Genomic DNA, 18,149 nt, shown 5'->3' with positions numbered 1-18,149 from the left:
GAGGAGCGGTGCGAGAAGTGTGACCTGCCGATCGGCCAGTGTCCCTGCTCCAGCATGCGGCCGGGGATGCTCCGGCGCGTCTGGGCGACCAAACGAGGGCAGGCATATCACCGGTCGGCGTACTGCGAAGGCCTCCTCGATGGCCACCGCTACGCAGCCAGGCTCGGCCAGGAGATCCACGACGCCGTCTCTATCCCCCATGATGACGCCCTCGCCCAGGGACTGGGCGAATGTGCCTTCTGCTTTCCGGCTAATGACCCCAGCGGCCAGGCCAGGCCCGCGCGGCCGAGCGGCCACTACCGTCGGCAGTGACGCGTGAGGACCGCTGGGGCCTCCCCTCCCATCGCATCGAGGTCCCTACGAGCCGATCAGCAACTTCGGAAGACGTAGTGCGGACCGCCCGGCGCGGTCACCTCCAGGTCCCGTAGGACGATGGAGAGTCGCGCGCCTACGCGGCGGCAGGCCTTCGTGAAGTCGCCCGGCCGGTACTCGATGTCGACGACGCGGTTCGCGTACGCCGACGCGTAGTCGTCGCACTCGCCGTACCGCCCGCACTCCTCGGTGACGGCGAAGTCGAAGCCGATGCTCGTACGCCGCGCCAGCAGGTCCGCCGCGTTCTTCTGCCCGATCGCCAGCCCGCCGGCGTGCGCGCGGCGGGCCAGGAGGGTCGCGAACGCGACGTTGTCGTCCCTGGTCAGCCGGCCGTCCGAGCGCTCGTAGGAGTCGAGGTTGTCCGGCTCGACGGCCTGGAACCCGGCGCGGGCGCAGCCGTCGATCCAGCCGCCCACCACACCGGCGGCCTCACGACGCTTGGCGGGCGTCGAGACGTCCAGGAGCACCTCGTCCCAGCCCTCGTCCACGACGAGGCGGCCGTCCGCGCCGCGCAGGAGCAGGTCCGGATGGGCGCTCTTCCACCAGCCCAGCTCGTCCGGCTGGGCCTGGAAGGCGTTGACGTAACAGATGGAGTAGAGCGAGGCCGCCGGCCGGCTCGACCGGTCGCGGGAGACGACGCCGACGCCACGGGCGGGCGGGTACGGCGCGCCGATCTGGTAGTCGAATGTCCCGTTGACGGGAGGAGGCGCTACGGACGGCGAACGAGGAACGGCGGACGGCGAACGAGGCACACCGGCAGTGGGCGGCTTCGCCCGGCACGCGAGCGCGGTGACGGCCAAGACCGCGACGACGGCCGCCAGACGGCGGGTCACGGCAGCGGAGGCGCCTTGCGAGCCGAGCCGCGGTACGTCTCGACGTCGTAGCGCCGCTCGTTCTGGTCCAGTTTGGCGTGCCCGGCCGCCACGAGGTCGATGCCCAGCGCGTCGGCCAGGCGGACCAGGTAGAGGATCACGTCACCCATCTCCGCGCGCACCCGGGCGCCCGCCTCCGGATCGGCCATGACCGTCGCCGACTCCTCGGGCGTCAGCCACTGTAGCTCCGCGACGAGCTCGCCCACCTCGCCCGCCAGAGCCATCGCGAGGTTCTTCGGTGTGTGGAACCGCTCCCACTCACGGGCCGCGACGAACTCCCGCAGCCGTCCCGTCAGCTCCTCCATCAAAGATCCTTCTGGTAGACGAGGAAGTCACAGGGCGCCCTGAAGCTCCTCCACCCGACGGCCGCCTTCCACACCCTGCCCGAAATGCCGCGTCCGATGGTGCCATGTGATCGGCGCGGGGTACGGACCCGGGGTGTGGCAGGGCCTGCCGGGGATCGCGTATCGCGGCACACTGAGTGCCATGGCTGACTTCGACGAGCTGCGCGGGGAAGAGTGGCGGCGGCTGCTGGCCGCGGCTCGTCGCAGGCTGGACCGTACCGGCGGCGAGGTGGCCGGGTCCGTCGCGCTCGCCCATCCCACCGGCGACGAGCTGCGCGTCCTCGGGCGGATCACGAGCCGTACGGCGGCCGGGCGGCGGTCCGTCGTCTCGCTGGCCGAGCTCGACGGCGCGCTGCGCCACGACCATGGCGTCGGGCTGCGTACCGCGCTGGCGCGCCTCGACCGGCCCGGCCGGCCCGCGGACGTCCGTACGGCGCTGGAGGCCGCAATGCGCTGCCGCCACGCCGGCGAAGGGTGGTTCACCGGCTGGCTCGGCGGGCTCACCCGCGACGGTACGGCCCGGCGGCTCGTCCAGCGCGGCGACGGTGACCTGCTCGGCTGGGCGGCGGCGGTCCTCGACCGGCTGCCCGCCCGCGACGTCCCGCTGCCGGTTCTCGCCGAGTGGGCGACCGGCGACGCGACCGCGCTGTCCGGCCGGCCGCTGGCCGGGTTGGTGCTGCGCGCGCTCGTCCTGTGGCAGGGTGCGCCGCCGCCCGTCGGGCGGGAGGACGAGCACCGGGTCTGGGGCGACGCCGGCGTGCTCATCGACGACCTGACCAGCCAGGTGCTCGTCCTCGGCCTGCGCGTACGGGAGAAGCACACCGTGGCCGGGTGGCTGGAGGACGCCGCGGCCGCGGGCATGCCGTTCCGGCTGACCCTGCAGCAGCTCGTGGCCGGCCCGGTGACTCCGGCGGGGCGGCGGATCCACGTCTGCGAGAACCCCGGCGTGCTCCGGGCGGCGGCGGCCGAGCTGGGCGCCGGGTGCGCCCCGCTCGTGTGCACGGAGGGCCGCCCGTCGGCCGCCTGCGACCGGCTCCTCGGCACGGCCACCCGGTCACGTGTCCGCTGGCGGAACGACTTCGACTGGGCAGGGCTACGCCTGACCGCCGCGGCGACCGCACGGTACGCCGCGGAGCCATGGCGGATGACCTCCGAGGACTATCTGGACGCCCTGAAGACAGGCCCCGGCGATCCGCTGGAGGGCCCGCGCGCGGCCACGCCCTGGGACGCGAGTCTCGCGGCCACGATGGCCCGCGAGGACCGCGCGGCCAGGGAGGAGTGGCTCCTGCCGGCCCTTCTGGCCGACCTCCGGGAGGCCTGAGGCGTTCGCCCGGCGTTCCGGGCCGACCTGCGGCGGATGACCATCCGGACACCCTGAAGACAGGCCCCGGCGACGCGCGGCCACTCCCCGGGACGCGAGTCCCGCGGCCAGGGAGGAGCGGCTCTCGCCGGCCCTTTTCAGCGACCCCGGCGAGGTCTGAGGCGCGGGGTTACCCCTCGTCCATGGAACCGTCCCAGGCCCAGGCCAGCGCTCGTGGAAGACCCCAGCGGCCGAGATCGGTGAGGCGGCGGTGCTCGTCGAGCGCACCGACCGCCTCCCAGATCGGCACGATCAGGCCGAAGGCGAACTCGATCGGCTCGCGGTCGTCCGGCTCGTACGCGCCCTCGATCTCCGGGCAGTTGTCGGCGAGGGAGTAGAGGTCCTCCGCCCACGCCCGTGTGCCCACGCCCGCACGGGCCAGGCCGATCACCGCGCCCGCCCAGTCGCCGTGCTGCAGGGTCATCAGGGAGCTTTCCTCGTGGCTCCCCAGCCCCGACTCGCCGTTCATCGACACGAGCGCGCCGGCGGCCTGGATCCACAGGATCTCGTCGTCGGCCGGGGGCTGTTTGCCCCAGTCGGCCGCAGCGGCGAGGTGGCGGTGTGGCCATTCGGTCAGGTGGGTTCGGATGTGCTTCGCCGCCTCGGCCAGCGACTCGGCCGGGACCGTCGCCGCGACGACGTCCGGCAGAGCCTCGCGGAGCAGGTCCACGGCGGCGCGGTCGGCCTCCTGCCATTCCTGCAGGAAACCCTCGGCGTCGAAGTCCGCTAGATCGTCGTAGCCTTCCACGTCGCCGGTCGGCAGCCGTGTGACGTTCTGGTTGCTGTCACTCACGCCTAACGACTGTAGTGGCGTTACCAGCATGCTGTGCGCGGCTGAAACGGCTCGAAACTCACGACCCGGGCCTCAGCAGCGGGAACGGGATGGTGTCGCGGATGTTGCGGCCGGTAAGGGTCATGATCAGCCGGTCGACGCCCATGCCCATACCGCCCGCCGGCGGCATGCCGTACTCCAGGGCGCGGAGGAAGTCCTGGTCGAGATCCATCGCCTCGGGATCGCCGCCGGCGGCCAGGAGCGACTGCTCGGTGAGGTTGCGGCGCTGCACGATCGGGTCGATGAGCTCGGAGTACGCGGTGCCGAGCTCGAGCCCGAAAACGATCAGGTCCCACTTTTCCGCGAGCTCCGGCGAGTCGCGGTGCGTCCGGGTCAGCGGCGAGGTGCTGGCCGGATAGTCGCGGACGAACGTCGGGGAGCGCAGGCCGGACTCCACCAGGATCTCGAACAGCTCCTGGGCGAGCTTGCCCTGGTCCCATTCTGGATTGTGGTTCAGCCCGATCCGGTCGGCGTGTTTCTGCAGCGTGCGCAGGGTGGTCGCCGGGGTGACCTGCTCGCCGAGCGCCTCGGAGACCGAGTCGTAGACGGTGATCTCCCGCCACGGCTCCGCCAGGTCGTACTCCACGCCGTCACGCGCCACGACGGTGCCGCCCAGGGCCGCCTGCGCCGCCGCGAGGACGAGGCCGCGGGTGAGGGCGGCCATCGTGTCGTAGTCGCCGTACGGCTCGTACGCCTCGAGCATCGTGAACTCGGGGTTGTGCCGCGGGGAGACGCCCTCATTGCGGAAGTTGCGGTTGATCTCGAAGACCTTGCCGACGCCGCCGACGAGGAGGCGCTTGAGGTAGAGCTCGGGGGCGATCCGCAGGTAGAGATCGAGGTTGTAGGCGTTCATCTTGGTGGTGAACGGCCGGGCGGCGGCGCCGCCGTGCACCGGCTGGAGCATCGGCGTCTCGACCTCGAGGTAACCGCGTTCGCGCAGGCCCTCCCGCAGGGACGTGACGACGTCGCCGCGCAGCCGCAGCATCCGCCGCGCCTCGTCGTTGACGATCAGGTCGACGTACCGCCGGCGCACCCGCGACTCGTCGGTCAGCGAGCCCGGGGTGTGGGCGGGCAGCGGGTGCAGGCACTTGGCCGTGAGCTCCCAGGAGGACACGAGCACGGAGAGCTCGCCCGTACGGGAGGTGATGACCTCGCCGCGCACGCCCACCTGGTCGCCCAGGTCGATCAGCTGCTTCCAGTGCTTCAGCGACTCCTGGTCGACCGAGTCGGCCGCCAGCATGATCTGCAGGTCGCCGGACTCGTCGCGGAGCCGTACGAAGATCAGCTTGCCGTGCTCGCGGGCCAGCACGACCCGGCCGGCGACCGCCACCGTCTCGCCCGTGTGGGAGTCCGGCGCGAGCTCGCCGAACCGCTCGCGCACCTGCGCCGCCGTGGCCGTACGGTCGAAGCCCAGGGGATAGGGGTCGATGCCGGCCTCGCGCAGGCGCTCCAGCTTGTCGTGGCGGACGCGCTCCTGCTCCGAGAGCCGCCGGGCCGGCAGGCGCGCGGCGTCCGCGGCCTCCTCGATCTCCTTGATCCGGTTGACCAGGGTCGGGGACGGCGACGGCGTGTCGAGCCGCGGGGAGAACAGCGTGGGCAGGAAGCCCTCGGCGCGCGCGGCGGCGAGCCCGATGCGTACGAGGTCGCGGCTCTGCGGGAAGCACATGAACCGCGGCGTCCACACCGGGTTGTACTTGGCGTTGGCGAGGAACAGCGACTCCAGCTGCCAGAACTTCGAGGCGACCGAGAGCAGGCGGTACGCCAGCCGCGAGATCGGCCCGGCGCCGATCGCCGAGCCGCGCTCGAAGACCGACCGCAGCATGGCGAAGTTGAGTGAGACGCGGGTCACGCCCACCGCGGCGGCGTTCTCGGCGAGCTTGGCGACCATGAACTCGTTGAGGCCGTTCTCCGCGTCGCGGTCGCGCCGCATGAGGTCCAGGGACAGCCCGGGCCGCCCCCACGGCACGAAGCTCAGCAGCCCCCGGCGTACGCCCGCGCCGTCGAACGCCTCCACCATCACGCAGCGCGCGTCAGTGGGGTCGCCGAGGCGGCCCAGGGCCATCGAGAAGCCCCGCTCGGTGTGCCCGTCGCGCCAGCGGTCCGCGTCGGCGACCAGCTCGGTCATCTCCTCCCGGCTGATCGAGCCGTGCCGGCGGATGCGCACGGTGTAGCCGGCCCGCTCGACCCGGCGTACGGCCTGGCGGACCTGCCGCATGTCGCGGCCCTCGAGGTTGAAGTCGCGCAGGTCGAGGATCGCCTCGTCGCCGAGTTCGAGGGCGTCGAGCCCGCAGCGGCCGAACGCGGCGGCGGCGCGCTCGCTCGCGCCCAGGACGCCGGGGATCCACGCGTGCGCCCGGCACTCGGCGAGCCATGCGCTGATCGCGGCGTCCCACGACTCGTGGTCGCCGAGCGGGTCGCCGCTCGCCAGGCTGACCGAGCCCTCGACGCGGTAGGCGATGCCGGCGCGGCCGTTGGGGGAGAGGATGACGTCCTTGTCGCGGCGGAGGGCGAAGTAGCCCAGGGAGTCGCGGTCGCCCCACTCGGCCAGCAGGGCGCGGGCGGGCAGCTCCTCGTCCGGGGTGAGCACGGCGAGCCGCCGGCCCGGCCGGAACAGCGCCCACACGGTGATCACGAGCAGGCCGCTGCCGAGGATGCCGAGGATGCCGTCGACCCACGCGGGCACGTTGACGTTGAGGTCCCAGCCGTTGTCGCCCGCCCCGAGGAGCGTCTGCAGCCCCGCGTACACCAGGTGGGTCCAGGCGGGGCCGCGCGGGTCGCGGTCGGTGAGGAAGACGAGGTTGGTGCCGATGACGCCGCCGACGATCAGCAGCCCGGTGAAGACCAGGAGCGCGAGCCGCCGGTTGGCGCGGTCGGGCAGCGCGTAGAACTCCTTGTGCGCGGCGACCAGCAGGGCGACGACGAGACCGAAGGCGCCCGCGGTGATCAGCTCGCCGTAGCCGCCCCAGTCGGAGAGCCCGGCCAGCGCCCAGACCGCGAAGAACAGCAGGAAGAGCACCACGCTGATCCGCCACGCGGCCTTCTTGCGGCGGCGCACGCCGACCGAGACCAGGATCAGCAGCAGGCCGTACGGGAGGCTGGGGTACCACCCGAAGTAGTTGATGGAACGCAGCACCCAGACGCTGAACATCCACTCGATCAGGCCGTAGGAGAGCCATGCCAGGACGGACAGGACACCTGACACGCGGAGGTACCAGAACAGGACGGTTGGCACGGCCTCGATGACACGCCGAGACCATGATCGCCCCGCAGCCGCCACCTTCGTCGTCATCTCGCTCCTGGGGTCGCGCACCATATTCTTTCTTTGTACCGGTGATTGGGCGTGCGTCAGGCCAACGAAAGGCCTCGCGGTGGGTATCGTGGGCGAACTATGCCGGAAAACCCCCTTCTTGCGCAGCGCTATCGCCTGCTCACCGAAGTAGGCCGCGGCGGCATGGGAACCGTCTGGCACGCTCGGGACGAGGTTCTCGGCCGCGACGTCGCGGTCAAAGAAGTGATCTTGCCGCACGGCTTCTCCGATGAGGAGCGCGAGATCCAGCACAAGCGCACCTTCCGGGAGGCGAGGACCGCGGCGCGGCTGAGCCATCCCGGTGTCGTCACCGTGTACGACGTGGTCGAGGAGGATGGCCGGCCATGGATCGTCATGGAGCTCATCCGCGCCCGCTCGCTGCACGAGCAGATCAAGCGGGACGGTGTGCTCTCGCCGCAGAAGGTCGCCGAGATCGGGCGGCAGATGGCGGGTGCGCTCCGTGTCGCCCACGAGGCGGGCATCCTGCACCGCGACGTCAAGCCGAGCAACGTCCTCGTCAGTGGCTCGCGCGCCGTGCTCACCGACTTCGGCATCGCGCGGGCGCAGAGTGACGCGACCCTGACCCAGACGGGCATGCTCATCGGCTCGCCCGCCTACATCGCGCCCGAGCGTGCCCGTGGCCGTGTCGCCGTGCCGGCGTCCGACATGTGGTCGCTCGGCGTGACGATGTACGCCGCGGTCGAGGGCAAGTCGCCGTTCGAGCGTCCCGACGCGATGGCGAGCCTCGTGGCGGTGCTCACCGACGAGCCGGAGTCCGCGCCGAACGCCGGCCCGCTGCGGCCGGTCATCGAGGGCCTCCTGCGCAAGAATCCGGCCGAGCGGCTCACCGTGGACCAGGTGGCCTCGATGCTCGACCGGATCCTGGCCGGGGATCCCGAGAAGACGCCCGTCGACGCCGAGTCCCCGGAAGGGGCGACGCGGCGGCTGCCGTCCCCGGTCGAGACGATGCCGGACGAACCGGAGGTCCTCGCCGAGTTCGTCGAGGCCGCGACGACGCCCGGGAGCGGCGAGTCGGGGACGATGGCGTACCCGGTCCGGTCGATCGTTATCGTCGCCGTGGTGCTGCTTGTCCTTTTCGGCGTGTTCGTTTTTGCGACATTTAGCTGAATTACTCGGCTAACCGTGCCGATCAGCCACCGGCGGTCGGTATGGTCCTCAGCTATGCCGTTCGGGGAGGGTTCGGTGCTCGGGCGTCGCTACCGCCTGCTGAGCCAGGTCGGTCGCGGCGGCATGGGCAGGGTCTGGCATGCGCACGATGACCTCCTGCATCGCGATGTCGCGGTGAAAGAGGTCATTTTTCCGCCGGGGCTGACGGCCTCGGACCGCGAGGTGCTCTACGAGCGCACCCTGCGCGAGGCGCGGTCGGCCGCGCGGCTGACCCATCCGGGCATCGTCACGGTCCACGACGTCGTCGAGGAGGACGGGCGGCCGTGGATCGTCATGGAATTCGTCCGCGCGCCGTCGTTGCAGGAGGTCATCGACGGCGAGGGCCGGCTCCCGGTGACCAGGGTCGCCGACATCGGCGTCCAGATGCTCGCCGCGCTGCGCGTGGCGCACGCCTCCGGCGTCCTGCACCGCGACGTCAAACCCGCCAACGTGCTGCTCGACTCCCGCGCGGACGGCTCCACCCGTGTCGTGATCACCGACTTCGGCATCGCCCGGATCGACGGCGACGCCACGCTGACCCAGACCGGTCTGGTCCTGGGCTCGCCCGCCTACATCGCGCCGGAGCGCGCCCGCGGCGACGGGGCGAGCCCCGCCTCCGACCTCTGGGCGCTCGGCGCCACGCTGTACGCCGCGTGCGAGGGCCGCAGCCCGCACGACCGCGTCGAGGCCATGGCGGCGCTCACCGCCGTCCTGAACGAGGAACCCGACCCGCCGCGCTACGCCGGCCCGCTCGGGCCGCTGATGATGGGCCTGCTGGTCAAGGACCCGGCGCAGCGCGTCACGGCCGACCAGGCGGCGGCCGATCTCGCGCGCGCCGCCCGCGGCGAGGTGCCGGCCCCGGCGACGGGCCCGGCCGAGACCTGGCATGACATTCCGGACACCGCCCGGGTGCCGCAGTCGTGGACCAGCGAGTTCGGCAGCGGCGCGAGCCCCGCACCCCGGTTCGACGAGACGGTGCGCGAGTTCGAGGAGCCCGTGCCACCGCCGTCGCAGGAGGCTCCGCCGAAGCAGCGGCCGAAGGCCCTGCTGATCGTCGTCGCGGTGCTGGTCGTCGCCGCCGTCATCGCCGCAGCGGTGCTCCTGACGCGCCACTCCGCCAAGGGCTCGCCCGGCGGCCCCAGCCCGAGCCCCAGCGCCACCCCCAAGACCACTCCGAGCCCCACCGCGACGCCCGCGCCCACGCTGCCGCCCGGCTTCCACTGGTCGACCGGTCCCGACGGGTCGCGCGTCGCCGTGCCGGCGGGCTGGACGCGGCAGGTCGTGGGCGCCTCGTCGGTCCGCTGGTCCCTCGCCTCGACCGGGGAGCAGATCCAGATGGACACCATCCCGTGGGGCGTCGCCGACCCGGTGGAGCACTGGCGCAACTTCGCGTCCGAGGTACGGACCAAGAACACCGTGCCCGGTTTCGCCGTGACCCGCCTCGGCGACCGGTTCACCGCGCGCGGCTGGCCGGCCGCCGATCTGTTCTACAACTGGTCGACGAGGGATCACGGCACCATGCGGGCCGTCGACCGCGGGTTCACCGCGAACGGCCGGCAGTACGCCATCCTCGTCACGGCCCCGGTCGCTTACTGGGACAAGGACGCCGGCTACCTGAGTTCGATCTTCGAGTCGTTCCAGCCCGCGCACTGAGAACGCGCGGGTTTCGCCACCGAAAGTAATCATGTGGCGTCCCCGGTGCACCGATGCCGGTACGTTTTCCCTCGCAATGCGTAATCGATCGACTGCTCTCTGTCACGATGAGTGTCCAAGTGGTCGAGCGAGCGGCAACTCGCGAAGGGAGCTCCCGTGCGAACGATTGTGCGGGCGGCCTACCCGGCGGACCGGACCGCGGTCGCGCAGGCTCGCCGGTTCGTCCGGGAGACGCTGATCGGGTGGGGCGCCGATGACGCGATCGACGACGCGGTCCTGCTGACCAGCGAACTGGCGACCAACGCCGTCATCCACGCGGGGACGCCGTTCGAGGTGATCTGCCGGGCGGGCGGCGGCTCGGTCCAGGTCGAGGTGGTCGACGGCGACACGACGCGCGTGCTGCCCGCCCCCGGCAAGGGCGACGACGCCGACCGCATCAGCGGACGCGGACTGCTCATGCCGATCATGCTCGCCGCCGAGTGGGGCGTGTCGTACGCCGCCGGTTCCAAGACGGTCTGGTTCCGCCTGGGTACGCGCGCCACGCCGGCCCTGGTCATCCCGGGCGTCGAGCACCGCCTCGTACGCCCCGCGGGCCGGCCGCTCGACGGCGACCTGTACGACGTGTTCGAGGCGGCCCCGGGCCACTGGCGCTTCTCCGTCGGCGGCGTCTGCGGCACCGGCCCGGAGACGGCCACGCTCACCGGCCTGGCCCGGCACGGCCTGCGCCTGCTCGCCGCCGAGGGCCACGAGGTGGCCGCCGCCGTGGCCCGGCTCAACGAGGCCATCCTCCGCGAGGGCGTCCACGGGCGGCTGATGACGCTGCTCCACGGCGAGCTCGTTCGCCGCCCGGGCGCGGGCGTGCGCCTCACACTGGTGTCGGCGGGCCACCCGCCCCCGCTGCGCCTGACGCCCTCGGGCGAGGCGAGGTCGCTGACCGGCACCCAGCGCCTGCTGGGCGCGGTCCACGGCTCGCACTTCGCGGGCGAGACCGTCGACCTGGACCCGGGGGAGCTGCTGGTGTGCGTGACGGGCGGCGCGATCGCCGCCGCGCCCGACCCCGACGTGGCGCGCCTGCTGGCGGGCTGGGCCCCTCCCGAGACGGTCGCCGACTGCCTGAGACGGTCCCAGGGGGGAGCCGTCCTCGTCATCCGGGTCCGGTAGCGCGTCACGGAGCGTCGAGGTGGCGGTGGAAGAAGCCGACCGCCCCCGCGAAGGCGGCGAGTCCGGCAAGGCCGGTCTCGGCCGCCTCGTGACGCGCCAGCCAGGTCAGGCCCGCGACGGCAGCGCCGCAGGCGGCCGCGAGGAGGAGGACGACTGCGGTTCTCGTCGTGAGCAGGGCCGGCGGTGTCTTCGTGCTCATCGGGCTTCCCTCGTTCGTCGTGATGGCGTTTCGTAGGGATCTATGGCGAGCGGCCGCCGCGGGCCCACGTGTGGGCCGGGGCCCGTTCTCGCGCATAGGAAGGGAAGAGGGCCTCAACGCGGGAGCCCGAGGGAGACTCCGATGACGAAGACGATGACCGCGGCCGCGAGAACGGCCGCGCCGCCGCCGAGCGATGGCGGAAGGCCGGTTCGCCTCGGCGGCACCGATGTGGCGCGGGAGGCGGCCGGCGCGCAGCGAGAGATGGAACGCCGCCGCGAGGTGTTCGACGCTCGCGGGCCGCAGCTCGGCCTGCCCGAGACGATCAGGCTCTGGGGCGAGTACGAGCACGCCAAGCTCCGCTACGAGCGGCTCAAGAGGCGATTGGGCGGCCCCACGGCCCACGCAGGGGGTGCGCAGGAGCCCCAAGACGTACCGGACGAGCCCCTCGTACGCCCGGTGTCGTACGACGGCCGGCCGTCGTCCTGCGGCCAGACGGGCCCGCCTCACGCACGACTGGGCGGTGAGCGACGACCGGTCGTGGACACCCGCTCGCAGGAGCAGCGCACGGCCGAGGCGCGGCTCGTCGAGCATCTCGCGGCCCAGGGCTTCGCCGGCCCGGACCACGACCGGTTCCTCGACGGCCTCGCGCGCCACGGGCTGGCCGTGATCAAGCCCTGGGTGCGCACCGGCTACATCTTCGAGCGCTGCGCGGCCCGGCGCGTACGCGGGCTGCCCTCGTCCATCCCCGGCTCCTGGTCCCCCGAGGACATCGAGGAGCTCGTCCTGGACACCGTGGCCCGTGCGATCACGGTGTTCGAACGCGACGCCCTGCACGGCCGCCGGTGGACGCCCGACGGTGGCGCGAGCCTGGCCACCTATTTCATCGGCACGTGCCTGTTCGCCTTCGCCGAGGTCTACCGGCGACGGCACACCGAGTGGCAGCGGCGGCTGAGGATCGAGTCCGCCGTTCGCCGGGAACGCCCCGACGACCTGCCGGACGTGGCCGAGTCCGTCGTCGAACAGGCCACGGTCATGGGCTTCCTGGCGGCCACCACCCCGGACCCGCGCATGCGGCTCGTGGCGTACCTGCACTGCGAGGGCCACACCCACGCCGAGATCGCGGCGGTCCTCGCCGACGGGACCGGCGCCCGGGCGGTCGAGGGAATGCTCTACCGCTACCGCCGGCAGCTCGCCCAGGACAGGAAGGCGGCGCGCGATGACGAGTGAGCCCGGCTTCGAGGACCTGCTCGCCGGCTCGTCCCTGGACGGCGAAGACCTCGGCTCCCGGGTCGAGGACGAGAGCGTCCGCGAGGTCCTGCGGCGCAGGACCGCCGAGGAGATCCTCGACCGTCTCGACCCGGAACCGGACGGTGACCTGTGTCCCGAGCCGATGGCCGCCGACGACCCGGCGACCTGACCTGTACGGTCGAATCCGGTCAGCGGTAGGCAAACCCGGCATGACGTGGCACGATTTCGCAGGTGACCAGCAGACTCGACGAGGCGCAGCGCCTGCGTGATCTCGCGCGGCTGCGCCGCGTACGGGACCGGATCGACCGGGACCACGCGCAGCCGCTGGACGTCGAGGCCCTCGCCCGGGGCGTCCACATGTCGGCGGGCCACCTCAGCCGCGCCTTCCGGCTCGCCTACGGCGAGTCGCCGTACGGCTATCTGATGACGCGGCGGATCGAGCGCGCGATGGCGCTGCTGCGCCGCGGCGACCTCAGCGTGACCGAGGTCTGCTTCACGGTCGGCTGCTCGTCCCTGGGCACCTTCAGCACGCGCTTCACCGAGTTGGTCGGCGTGCCGCCCAGCGTCTACCGGCGGCAGGCGGTGGCCGCGACGGAGGGGATGCCCTCGTGCGTGGCCAAGCAGGTGACCCGACCGATCAGGAATCGAGAAGCGTCCTCCGGCGAGGCGCAACTAGCGTGACCTCCATGGAGACACGATGAGCCCGCACCTCGCGGACGGCCACGACCTGATCCGCGTGCACGGCGCACGGGTGAACAACCTCAAGGACGTCAGCGTCGAGATCCCGAAGCGCCGGCTGACGGTGTTCACCGGCGTCTCCGGCTCGGGCAAGAGCTCGCTGGTCTTCAGCACGATCGCCGCGGAGTCGCAGCGGATGATCAACGAGACCTACAGCGCCTTCGTGCAGGGCTTCATGCCGACGCTGGCGCGGCCCGAGGTCGACGTCCTCGAAGGCCTGACGACCGCGATCATCGTCGACCAGCAGCGGATGGGGTCCGACCCCCGCTCCACGGTCGGCACCGCGACCGACGCCAACGCGATGCTGCGCATCCTCTTCAGCCGGCTCGGCAGGCCGCACATCGGCTCGCCCCAGGCGTTCTCCTTCAACGTCGCCTCGATCAGCGGCGCGGGCGCCGTCACCATGGAACGCGCCGGGCGGGCCGTGAAGGAGCGCCGCAGCTTCAGCATCACCGGCGGCATGTGCCCGCGCTGCGAGGGCCGGGGCTCGGTCAACGACATCGACCTGTCCCAGCTGTACGACGACACCAAGTCGCTCAACGAGGGCGCGCTCACGATCCCCGGCTACAGCATGGACGGCTGGTACGGCCGGATCTTCACCGGCTGCGGTTTCTTCGACCCGGACAAGCCGATCGGGAAGTTCACCAAGAGGCAGCTGAACGACCTGCTCTACAAAGAGCCGACCAAGATCAAGGTCGAGGGCGTCAACCTCACGTACGAGGGCCTGATCCCGAAGATCCAAAAGTCGATGCTGTCCAAGGACGTCGACTCCCTGCAGCCGCACATCCGCGCCTTCGTGGAGCGGGCGGTCACCTTCACCACCTGCCCCGAGTGCGAGGGCACCCGGCTCAGCGCCGAGGCGCGGTCCTCGAAGATCGACGGGATCGACATCGCCGACGCCTGCGCGATGCAGATCAGCGACCTCGCCGAGTGGACCGGGCGCCTGGACGAACCCTCCGTCGCGCCCCTGCTGACGGCGCTGCGGCACACCCTCGACTCCTTCGTGGAGATCGGGCTGGGCTACCTCTCGCTGGACCGGCCGTCGGGCACACTGTCGGGCGGTGAGGCGCAGCGCACCAAGATGATCCGCCATCTCGGCTCCGCGCTCACCGACGTCACCTACGTCTTCGACGAGCCGACCATCGGCCTGCACCCCCACGACATCCAGCGGATGAACGACCTGCTGCTGCGGCTGCGGGACAAGGGCAACACGGTGCTCGTGGTGGAGCACAAGCCGGAGACGATCGCGATCGCCGACCACGTCGTCGACCTCGGCCCCGGAGCCGGTACGGGAGGCGGCGCCGTCTGCTTCGAGGGCACCGTCGAGGAGCTGCGCGCCGGCGACACGATCACCGGCCGCCACTTCGACGACCGGGCCGCGGTCAAGGAGAAGGTGCGGACCTCCGTCGGCACGCTGGAGATCCGCGGCGCGACGAGGCACAACCTTCGCGACGTCGACGTCGACATCCCGCTCGGGGTGCTGTGCGTGGTCACCGGCGTGGCGGGCTCCGGCAAGAGCTCGCTGCTGCACGGGTCGATCTCGGCCGGCGAGGACGTGGTGTCGATCGACCAGAGCCCGATCCGCGGCTCGCGCCGGAGCAACCCGGCGACGTACACGGGGCTGCTCGACCCGATCCGCAAGGCGTTCGCGAAGGCCAACGGCGTGAAACCGGCGCTGTTCAGCGCCAACTCCGAGGGCGCCTGCCCCACCTGCAACGGCGCCGGGGTGATCTACACCGACCTGGCGATGATGGCCGGCGTCGCCGCCACCTGCGAGCAGTGCGAGGGAAAGCGGTTCGACGCGTCGGTGCTCGAATACCGCTTCGGCGGCCGGGACATCAGCGAGGTGCTCGCGATGCCGGTGGCCGAGGCCGAGGAGTTCTTCGGTGACGGCGAGGCGCGTACGCCGGCCGCGCACCGCGTCCTCGCCCGGCTCGCCGACGTCGGCCTGGGCTACCTCACCATCGGCCAGCCGCTCACGACGCTGTCCGGCGGCGAGCGGCAGCGGCTCAAGCTGGCCACCCACATGGCCGACAAGGGCGGCGTGTACGTCCTGGACGAGCCGACCACCGGCCTCCACCTCGCCGACGTCGAGCAGTTGCTCGGCCTGCTCGACCGGCTCGTCGACTCCGGCAAGTCGGTCATCGTCATCGAGCACCACCAGGCGGTCATGGCGCACGCCGACTGGATCATCGACCTGGGCCCGGGCGCCGGCCACGACGGCGGCCGGGTCGTCTTCGAGGGCACGCCCGCCGACCTCGTCGCCGCCCGCTCGACCCTCACCGGCGAGCACCTCGCGGCGTACGTGGCGGACCGGTGACCAGACCGATCAGGAATCGAGAAGCGCCGGTCACGGGGCCGCAACTAGCGTGACCGGCATGGACTTCACGATTCACTCGAGCTTCCTGCCGCACGAGGACGCGGACGCGTCCCTGGCCTTCTACCGCGACCTCCTGGGCTTCGAGGTCCGCAACGACGTCGGCTACGGCGGCATGCGCTGGCTGACGATCGGCCCCGTCGGCCAGCCCGACACGAACATCGTCCTGGAGCCGCCGGGCGCCGACCCCGGCGTCACCGACGACGAGCGCGGCACCATCGCCGAGATGATGGCCAAGGGCACCTACGCACGCGTCCTCCTGGCCACCGCCGACCTCGACGCCACCTTCGAGCGCCTCCAGGCGAGCGACACGGAGATCGTCCAGGAGCCGACCGAACAGCCGTACGGCGTCCGCGACTGCGCCGTCCGCGACCCCGCGGGCAACCTGCTCCGTATCCAGCAGAAGCGCTGACACCGGACGATCGCCGTGGCGGGCGCCTACGAGCTGCCCTTCCCTGACGGCGCTCCTGCTCGACGCGGGCTTCGCGGGCGTCCTCACCTCGCCCTCTGCTGTTCGTGACCGCCGCCACGCGCCGCTGAGGCGGGTTCAGGTCGCCGCGATGATGTCGCGGAGCTCGGGTGAGCGGGCCTCGAAGATCTCGAACAGGCCCACCGCGGCGACGGCCGGCGTCAGCGCGCGCAGCTGGTCCGAGACCTGGCGGTGTTCGTCGGTGCCGGGGGTGAGCCGCTGCAGTCGCTGGGCGTTGGCCACGAAGGCGGCGACCGAACCCTTGCGGACCGGGACGCCGTTCAGCAGGGTGCCGTCCACGCCGTCGGGCAGGACGTCCTCAGGGCGGACGATCGCGTTGTCGGCCATGGCTCCTCCTTAGAGCGTGCAATTTGCACGCTTTCCATCCTAGACCAAAGTGCGTGTAAATTGCACGTAGGATCGGACCGTGACCGCGCACGCCGAACAGATCGCCACGACCTTCGGGGCCCTGCTGCTGCGCACCAACCGCGCTCATCTCTACGACCGGCTCACCGCGGGGGTCGACGGGGTCGACGGCACCACCTACCCGGTCCTGTCCGGCCTGGCCCGTACGGGACCGGCGACGGCGAGCCGCCTCGCGGAGCTCATCGGCCTCGACCGTACGGTGACCACGAGGTACGCCACCCGGCTCCAGAAGGCCGGTCTGGTGGCGCGGGCGGCCGACGCCGACGACGCGCGGGCGACCCGTCTGTCGCTCACGCCCGAGGGCCGCCGGGCCGTCCAGGCCATGCGCGCCGCCCTCGGAGCGATCGTCGCCGACGCCCTGAGCACGTCCGAGCCCGAGGAGGTCGAGGTCTTCGCCCGGGTGCTCCAGCGTCTCCTCGACGCGCTCGCCCCAGGCGCTTAGGGCCTGTCTCGAAGTCCCGCTGCGCGGGGACTTCGAGACAGGCCCTAAGCGTCCTCGTGCTGCAGGTGCTGGCTCACCCAGAGCAGGGCGCTGGGCAGGACACGCCGCCAGGTGCGGGGGTTGTGGCCGCCGCCCGGGACCAGGATCTTGTCGGTGATCAGGGGCGCGCGCGACGCCTGGAGGAACTTCCTCGCCTCGCCGAAGTCGCGTTCGCCGTCCGGGCTCGTCGTGACGAGCACCGAGATCGGCGGTGGCGGGAGGTGCTGGAGGCGCCAGATCAGGCTGTTGTCGTTCTTGACCTGCTTGCTGCCGCCGTACAGGTCGCCGGTCTGCCAGTCCTGGCGCGGGTAGAAGTAGCCCGCCATCGACACCGCCGCCGTGAACCGGTCCGACGCCTTCATCGCCAGCTTGACCGCGCAGTAGCCGCCGGTCGAGTCGCCCATCGCGCCCCAGGCGTGGTAGCTGCTCGCCACGCGGTAGGTCGACATGAGGGCCTCGGCGACGTCCTGCGTGTAGAAGGTGAGCACCTGCGGGCCGGCCGGGACGTCCGTGCACTCGGTGTCCTTGGGCATGACCGAGGACGGCGACGGCCGCATCATCACGATGATCATCGGCTGGATCTGGCCGGTGTTCATCATCTGGAGGGCGGTGGCCGGCACCTTGAGCCGGGTCACGAGCTGCTCCGGGATGCCGGGAAAGCCGGTGAAGTCGTACAGCACGGGGAAGTGACGCTTGACGAACTGCTTCTGGAAGTACTGCGGCGGCAGGAACACCAGCGCCTGGGTGGTCAGGCCCGTACGGGCGCCCTGGATCTGTACCTGCTCGATCTGACCGTCGCGGGCCGGGTCGGGTTTGCTCTTCTTGTCATAACCCGTCGTCTGGCGGGCGAGCGGCTGCCCGTTGCCTTTCGGTTTGGTGGCGATGATGGCGTTGTTGGTCTGGATATGCACCGGCTGGTGATTGGTGCCGAGCAGATCCGACCATGAGGCGTAGAACAGGAAGTAATTGTTCACCGCCAGCAGGAGCACCATCAACAGGGTGAACTGGGCACTCACGAACAGCCCGATCCGGGAGAGCACCGCACGCACCCCGGTACCGGCGAACTTCGGCCACCACCAGATCGTGGCCGCGCCCAGCCCGACGGCCACCAAGAGCATAAAGGCGAGGAGGCCCCCGCTCGTC

At 71.7% G+C, this 18,149-nt stretch carries 17 protein-coding genes; 10 read left to right on the top strand and 7 right to left on the bottom strand.

Annotated features, from left to right (window positions below; translation table 11 throughout):
- Positions 1-368: 368 nt before the first annotated feature.
- Both QWU11_RS04670 and QWU11_RS04665 read right to left on the bottom strand, forming a co-directional pair.
- Positions 369-1,205, bottom strand: coding sequence for an endo alpha-1,4 polygalactosaminidase (locus QWU11_RS04670; RefSeq protein ID WP_290103738.1), 837 nt, complete (start codon positions 1,203-1,205; stop codon positions 369-371).
- Positions 1,202-1,549, bottom strand: coding sequence for a nucleotide pyrophosphohydrolase (locus QWU11_RS04665; RefSeq protein ID WP_290103737.1), 348 nt, complete (start codon positions 1,547-1,549; stop codon positions 1,202-1,204). Before QWU11_RS04665 ends, QWU11_RS04670 begins: the two co-directional genes overlap by 4 nt.
- 181 nt (positions 1,550-1,730) lie before the next feature.
- On the opposite strand from QWU11_RS04665, the gene QWU11_RS04660 reads away from it, so the two are divergent.
- Positions 1,731-2,909, top strand: a complete 1,179-nt coding sequence (locus tag QWU11_RS04660; protein WP_290103736.1) for a DUF2399 domain-containing protein — start codon at positions 1,731-1,733, stop codon at positions 2,907-2,909.
- Positions 2,910-3,078: 169 nt separating this feature from the next.
- Here the strand turns inward: QWU11_RS04660 and QWU11_RS04655 are convergent, their stop codons facing one another.
- Together QWU11_RS04655 and lysX are read right to left on the bottom strand one after the other, a co-directional pair.
- Complete coding sequence (locus tag QWU11_RS04655; RefSeq protein ID WP_290103735.1) at positions 3,079-3,741, bottom strand: hypothetical protein; 663 nt, start codon at positions 3,739-3,741, stop codon at positions 3,079-3,081.
- Between the two features lie 58 nt (positions 3,742-3,799).
- Entirely contained in the window at positions 3,800-7,069 is a 3,270-nt protein-coding gene (gene lysX, locus QWU11_RS04650) for a bifunctional lysylphosphatidylglycerol synthetase/lysine--tRNA ligase LysX (RefSeq protein ID WP_290103734.1), read from the bottom strand.
- A gap of 99 nt (positions 7,070-7,168) precedes the next feature.
- Between lysX and QWU11_RS04645 the strand changes: the two genes are divergently transcribed.
- From QWU11_RS04645 to QWU11_RS04635, 3 genes are all read left to right on the top strand, one after another.
- Entirely contained in the window at positions 7,169-8,215 is a 1,047-nt protein-coding gene (locus QWU11_RS04645; RefSeq protein WP_290103733.1) for a serine/threonine-protein kinase, read from the top strand.
- A gap of 54 nt (positions 8,216-8,269) precedes the next feature.
- Positions 8,270-9,907 carry a serine/threonine-protein kinase gene (locus QWU11_RS04640; RefSeq protein WP_290103732.1) on the top strand — a complete coding sequence of 546 codons (1,638 nt, stop codon included), beginning with the start codon at positions 8,270-8,272 and terminating at the stop codon, positions 9,905-9,907.
- 156 nt (positions 9,908-10,063) lie between these two features.
- On the top strand, positions 10,064-11,068 hold the full coding sequence (locus QWU11_RS04635) for an ATP-binding SpoIIE family protein phosphatase (RefSeq protein WP_290103731.1): 1,005 nt from the start codon (positions 10,064-10,066) through the stop codon (positions 11,066-11,068).
- A 4-nt stretch (positions 11,069-11,072) separates the two neighbouring features.
- On the opposite strand, the gene QWU11_RS04630 is transcribed toward QWU11_RS04635, so the two are convergent.
- The gene (locus tag QWU11_RS04630) at positions 11,073-11,267 is read right to left on the bottom strand and encodes a hypothetical protein (protein WP_290103730.1); all 195 of its coding nucleotides are present in this window, start codon (positions 11,265-11,267) and stop codon (positions 11,073-11,075) included.
- Positions 11,268-11,408: 141 nt separating this feature from the next.
- On the opposite strand from QWU11_RS04630, the gene QWU11_RS04625 reads away from it, so the two are divergent.
- From QWU11_RS04625 to QWU11_RS04605, 5 genes are all read left to right on the top strand, one after another.
- Positions 11,409-12,494 (top strand): hypothetical protein, encoded by a 1,086-nt coding sequence (locus tag QWU11_RS04625; RefSeq protein WP_290103729.1) that lies wholly within the window; start codon positions 11,409-11,411, stop codon positions 12,492-12,494.
- Entirely contained in the window at positions 12,484-12,684 is a 201-nt protein-coding gene (locus QWU11_RS04620) for a hypothetical protein (protein ID WP_290103728.1), read from the top strand. The genes QWU11_RS04625 and QWU11_RS04620 overlap by 11 nt, the downstream gene beginning before the upstream one ends.
- Before the next feature lie 62 nt (positions 12,685-12,746).
- Positions 12,747-13,196 carry a helix-turn-helix transcriptional regulator gene (locus QWU11_RS04615; RefSeq protein WP_290103727.1) on the top strand — a complete coding sequence of 150 codons (450 nt, stop codon included), beginning with the start codon at positions 12,747-12,749 and terminating at the stop codon, positions 13,194-13,196.
- Between the two features lie 16 nt (positions 13,197-13,212).
- Positions 13,213-15,573 carry an excinuclease ABC subunit UvrA gene (locus QWU11_RS04610; protein ID WP_290103726.1) on the top strand — a complete coding sequence of 787 codons (2,361 nt, stop codon included), beginning with the start codon at positions 13,213-13,215 and terminating at the stop codon, positions 15,571-15,573.
- 58 nt (positions 15,574-15,631) lie between these two features.
- Positions 15,632-16,042, top strand: a complete 411-nt coding sequence (locus tag QWU11_RS04605) for a VOC family protein (protein ID WP_290103725.1) — start codon at positions 15,632-15,634, stop codon at positions 16,040-16,042.
- Positions 16,043-16,177: 135 nt separating this feature from the next.
- Here QWU11_RS04605 and QWU11_RS04600 read toward each other — a convergent pair whose 3' ends face one another.
- Positions 16,178-16,447, bottom strand: coding sequence for a hypothetical protein (locus tag QWU11_RS04600; protein ID WP_290103724.1), 270 nt, complete (start codon positions 16,445-16,447; stop codon positions 16,178-16,180).
- Positions 16,448-16,526: 79 nt separating this feature from the next.
- On the opposite strand from QWU11_RS04600, the gene QWU11_RS04595 reads away from it, so the two are divergent.
- On the top strand, positions 16,527-16,967 hold the full coding sequence (locus QWU11_RS04595; protein ID WP_290103723.1) for a MarR family transcriptional regulator: 441 nt from the start codon (positions 16,527-16,529) through the stop codon (positions 16,965-16,967).
- Positions 16,968-17,011: 44 nt separating this feature from the next.
- Here the strand turns inward: QWU11_RS04595 and QWU11_RS04590 are convergent, their stop codons facing one another.
- Positions 17,012-18,124, bottom strand: coding sequence for an alpha/beta hydrolase-fold protein (locus QWU11_RS04590; RefSeq protein ID WP_290103722.1), 1,113 nt, complete (start codon positions 18,122-18,124; stop codon positions 17,012-17,014).
- Positions 18,125-18,149 lie beyond the last annotated feature (25 nt).

Origin of the sequence: Actinomadura sp. DC4 (assembly GCF_030406325.1) — a bacterium.
Lineage (GTDB): Bacteria > Actinomycetota > Actinomycetes > Streptosporangiales > Streptosporangiaceae > Actinoallomurus.
The sequence above is the reverse complement of the archived record's forward strand: the minus strand, read 5'-3'. Positions and strand labels throughout refer to the sequence as shown.

Bases quoted from the DNA above. Each gene is read 5' to 3' on its own strand.
- QWU11_RS04640 (WP_290103732.1), top strand. From the start codon at position 8,270: ATGCCGTTCGGGGAGGGTTCGGTGCTCGGGCGTCGCTACCGCCTGCTG.
- QWU11_RS04665 (WP_290103737.1), bottom strand. From the start codon at position 1,549: ATGGAGGAGCTGACGGGACGGCTGCGGGAGTTCGTCGCGGCCCGTGAG.
- QWU11_RS04625 (WP_290103729.1), top strand. From the start codon at position 11,409: ATGACGAAGACGATGACCGCGGCCGCGAGAACGGCCGCGCCGCCGCCG.
- QWU11_RS04645 (WP_290103733.1), top strand. From the start codon at position 7,169: ATGCCGGAAAACCCCCTTCTTGCGCAGCGCTATCGCCTGCTCACCGAA.
- QWU11_RS04630 (WP_290103730.1), bottom strand. From the start codon at position 11,267: ATGAGCACGAAGACACCGCCGGCCCTGCTCACGACGAGAACCGCAGTC.
- QWU11_RS04620 (WP_290103728.1), top strand. From the start codon at position 12,484: ATGACGAGTGAGCCCGGCTTCGAGGACCTGCTCGCCGGCTCGTCCCTG.
- QWU11_RS04600 (WP_290103724.1), bottom strand. From the start codon at position 16,447: ATGGCCGACAACGCGATCGTCCGCCCTGAGGACGTCCTGCCCGACGGC.
- lysX (WP_290103734.1), bottom strand. From the start codon at position 7,069: ATGACGACGAAGGTGGCGGCTGCGGGGCGATCATGGTCTCGGCGTGTC.
- QWU11_RS04610 (WP_290103726.1), top strand. From the start codon at position 13,213: ATGAGCCCGCACCTCGCGGACGGCCACGACCTGATCCGCGTGCACGGC.
- QWU11_RS04590 (WP_290103722.1), bottom strand. From the start codon at position 18,124: ATGCTCTTGGTGGCCGTCGGGCTGGGCGCGGCCACGATCTGGTGGTGG.
- QWU11_RS04660 (WP_290103736.1), top strand. From the start codon at position 1,731: ATGGCTGACTTCGACGAGCTGCGCGGGGAAGAGTGGCGGCGGCTGCTG.
- QWU11_RS04605 (WP_290103725.1), top strand. From the start codon at position 15,632: ATGGACTTCACGATTCACTCGAGCTTCCTGCCGCACGAGGACGCGGAC.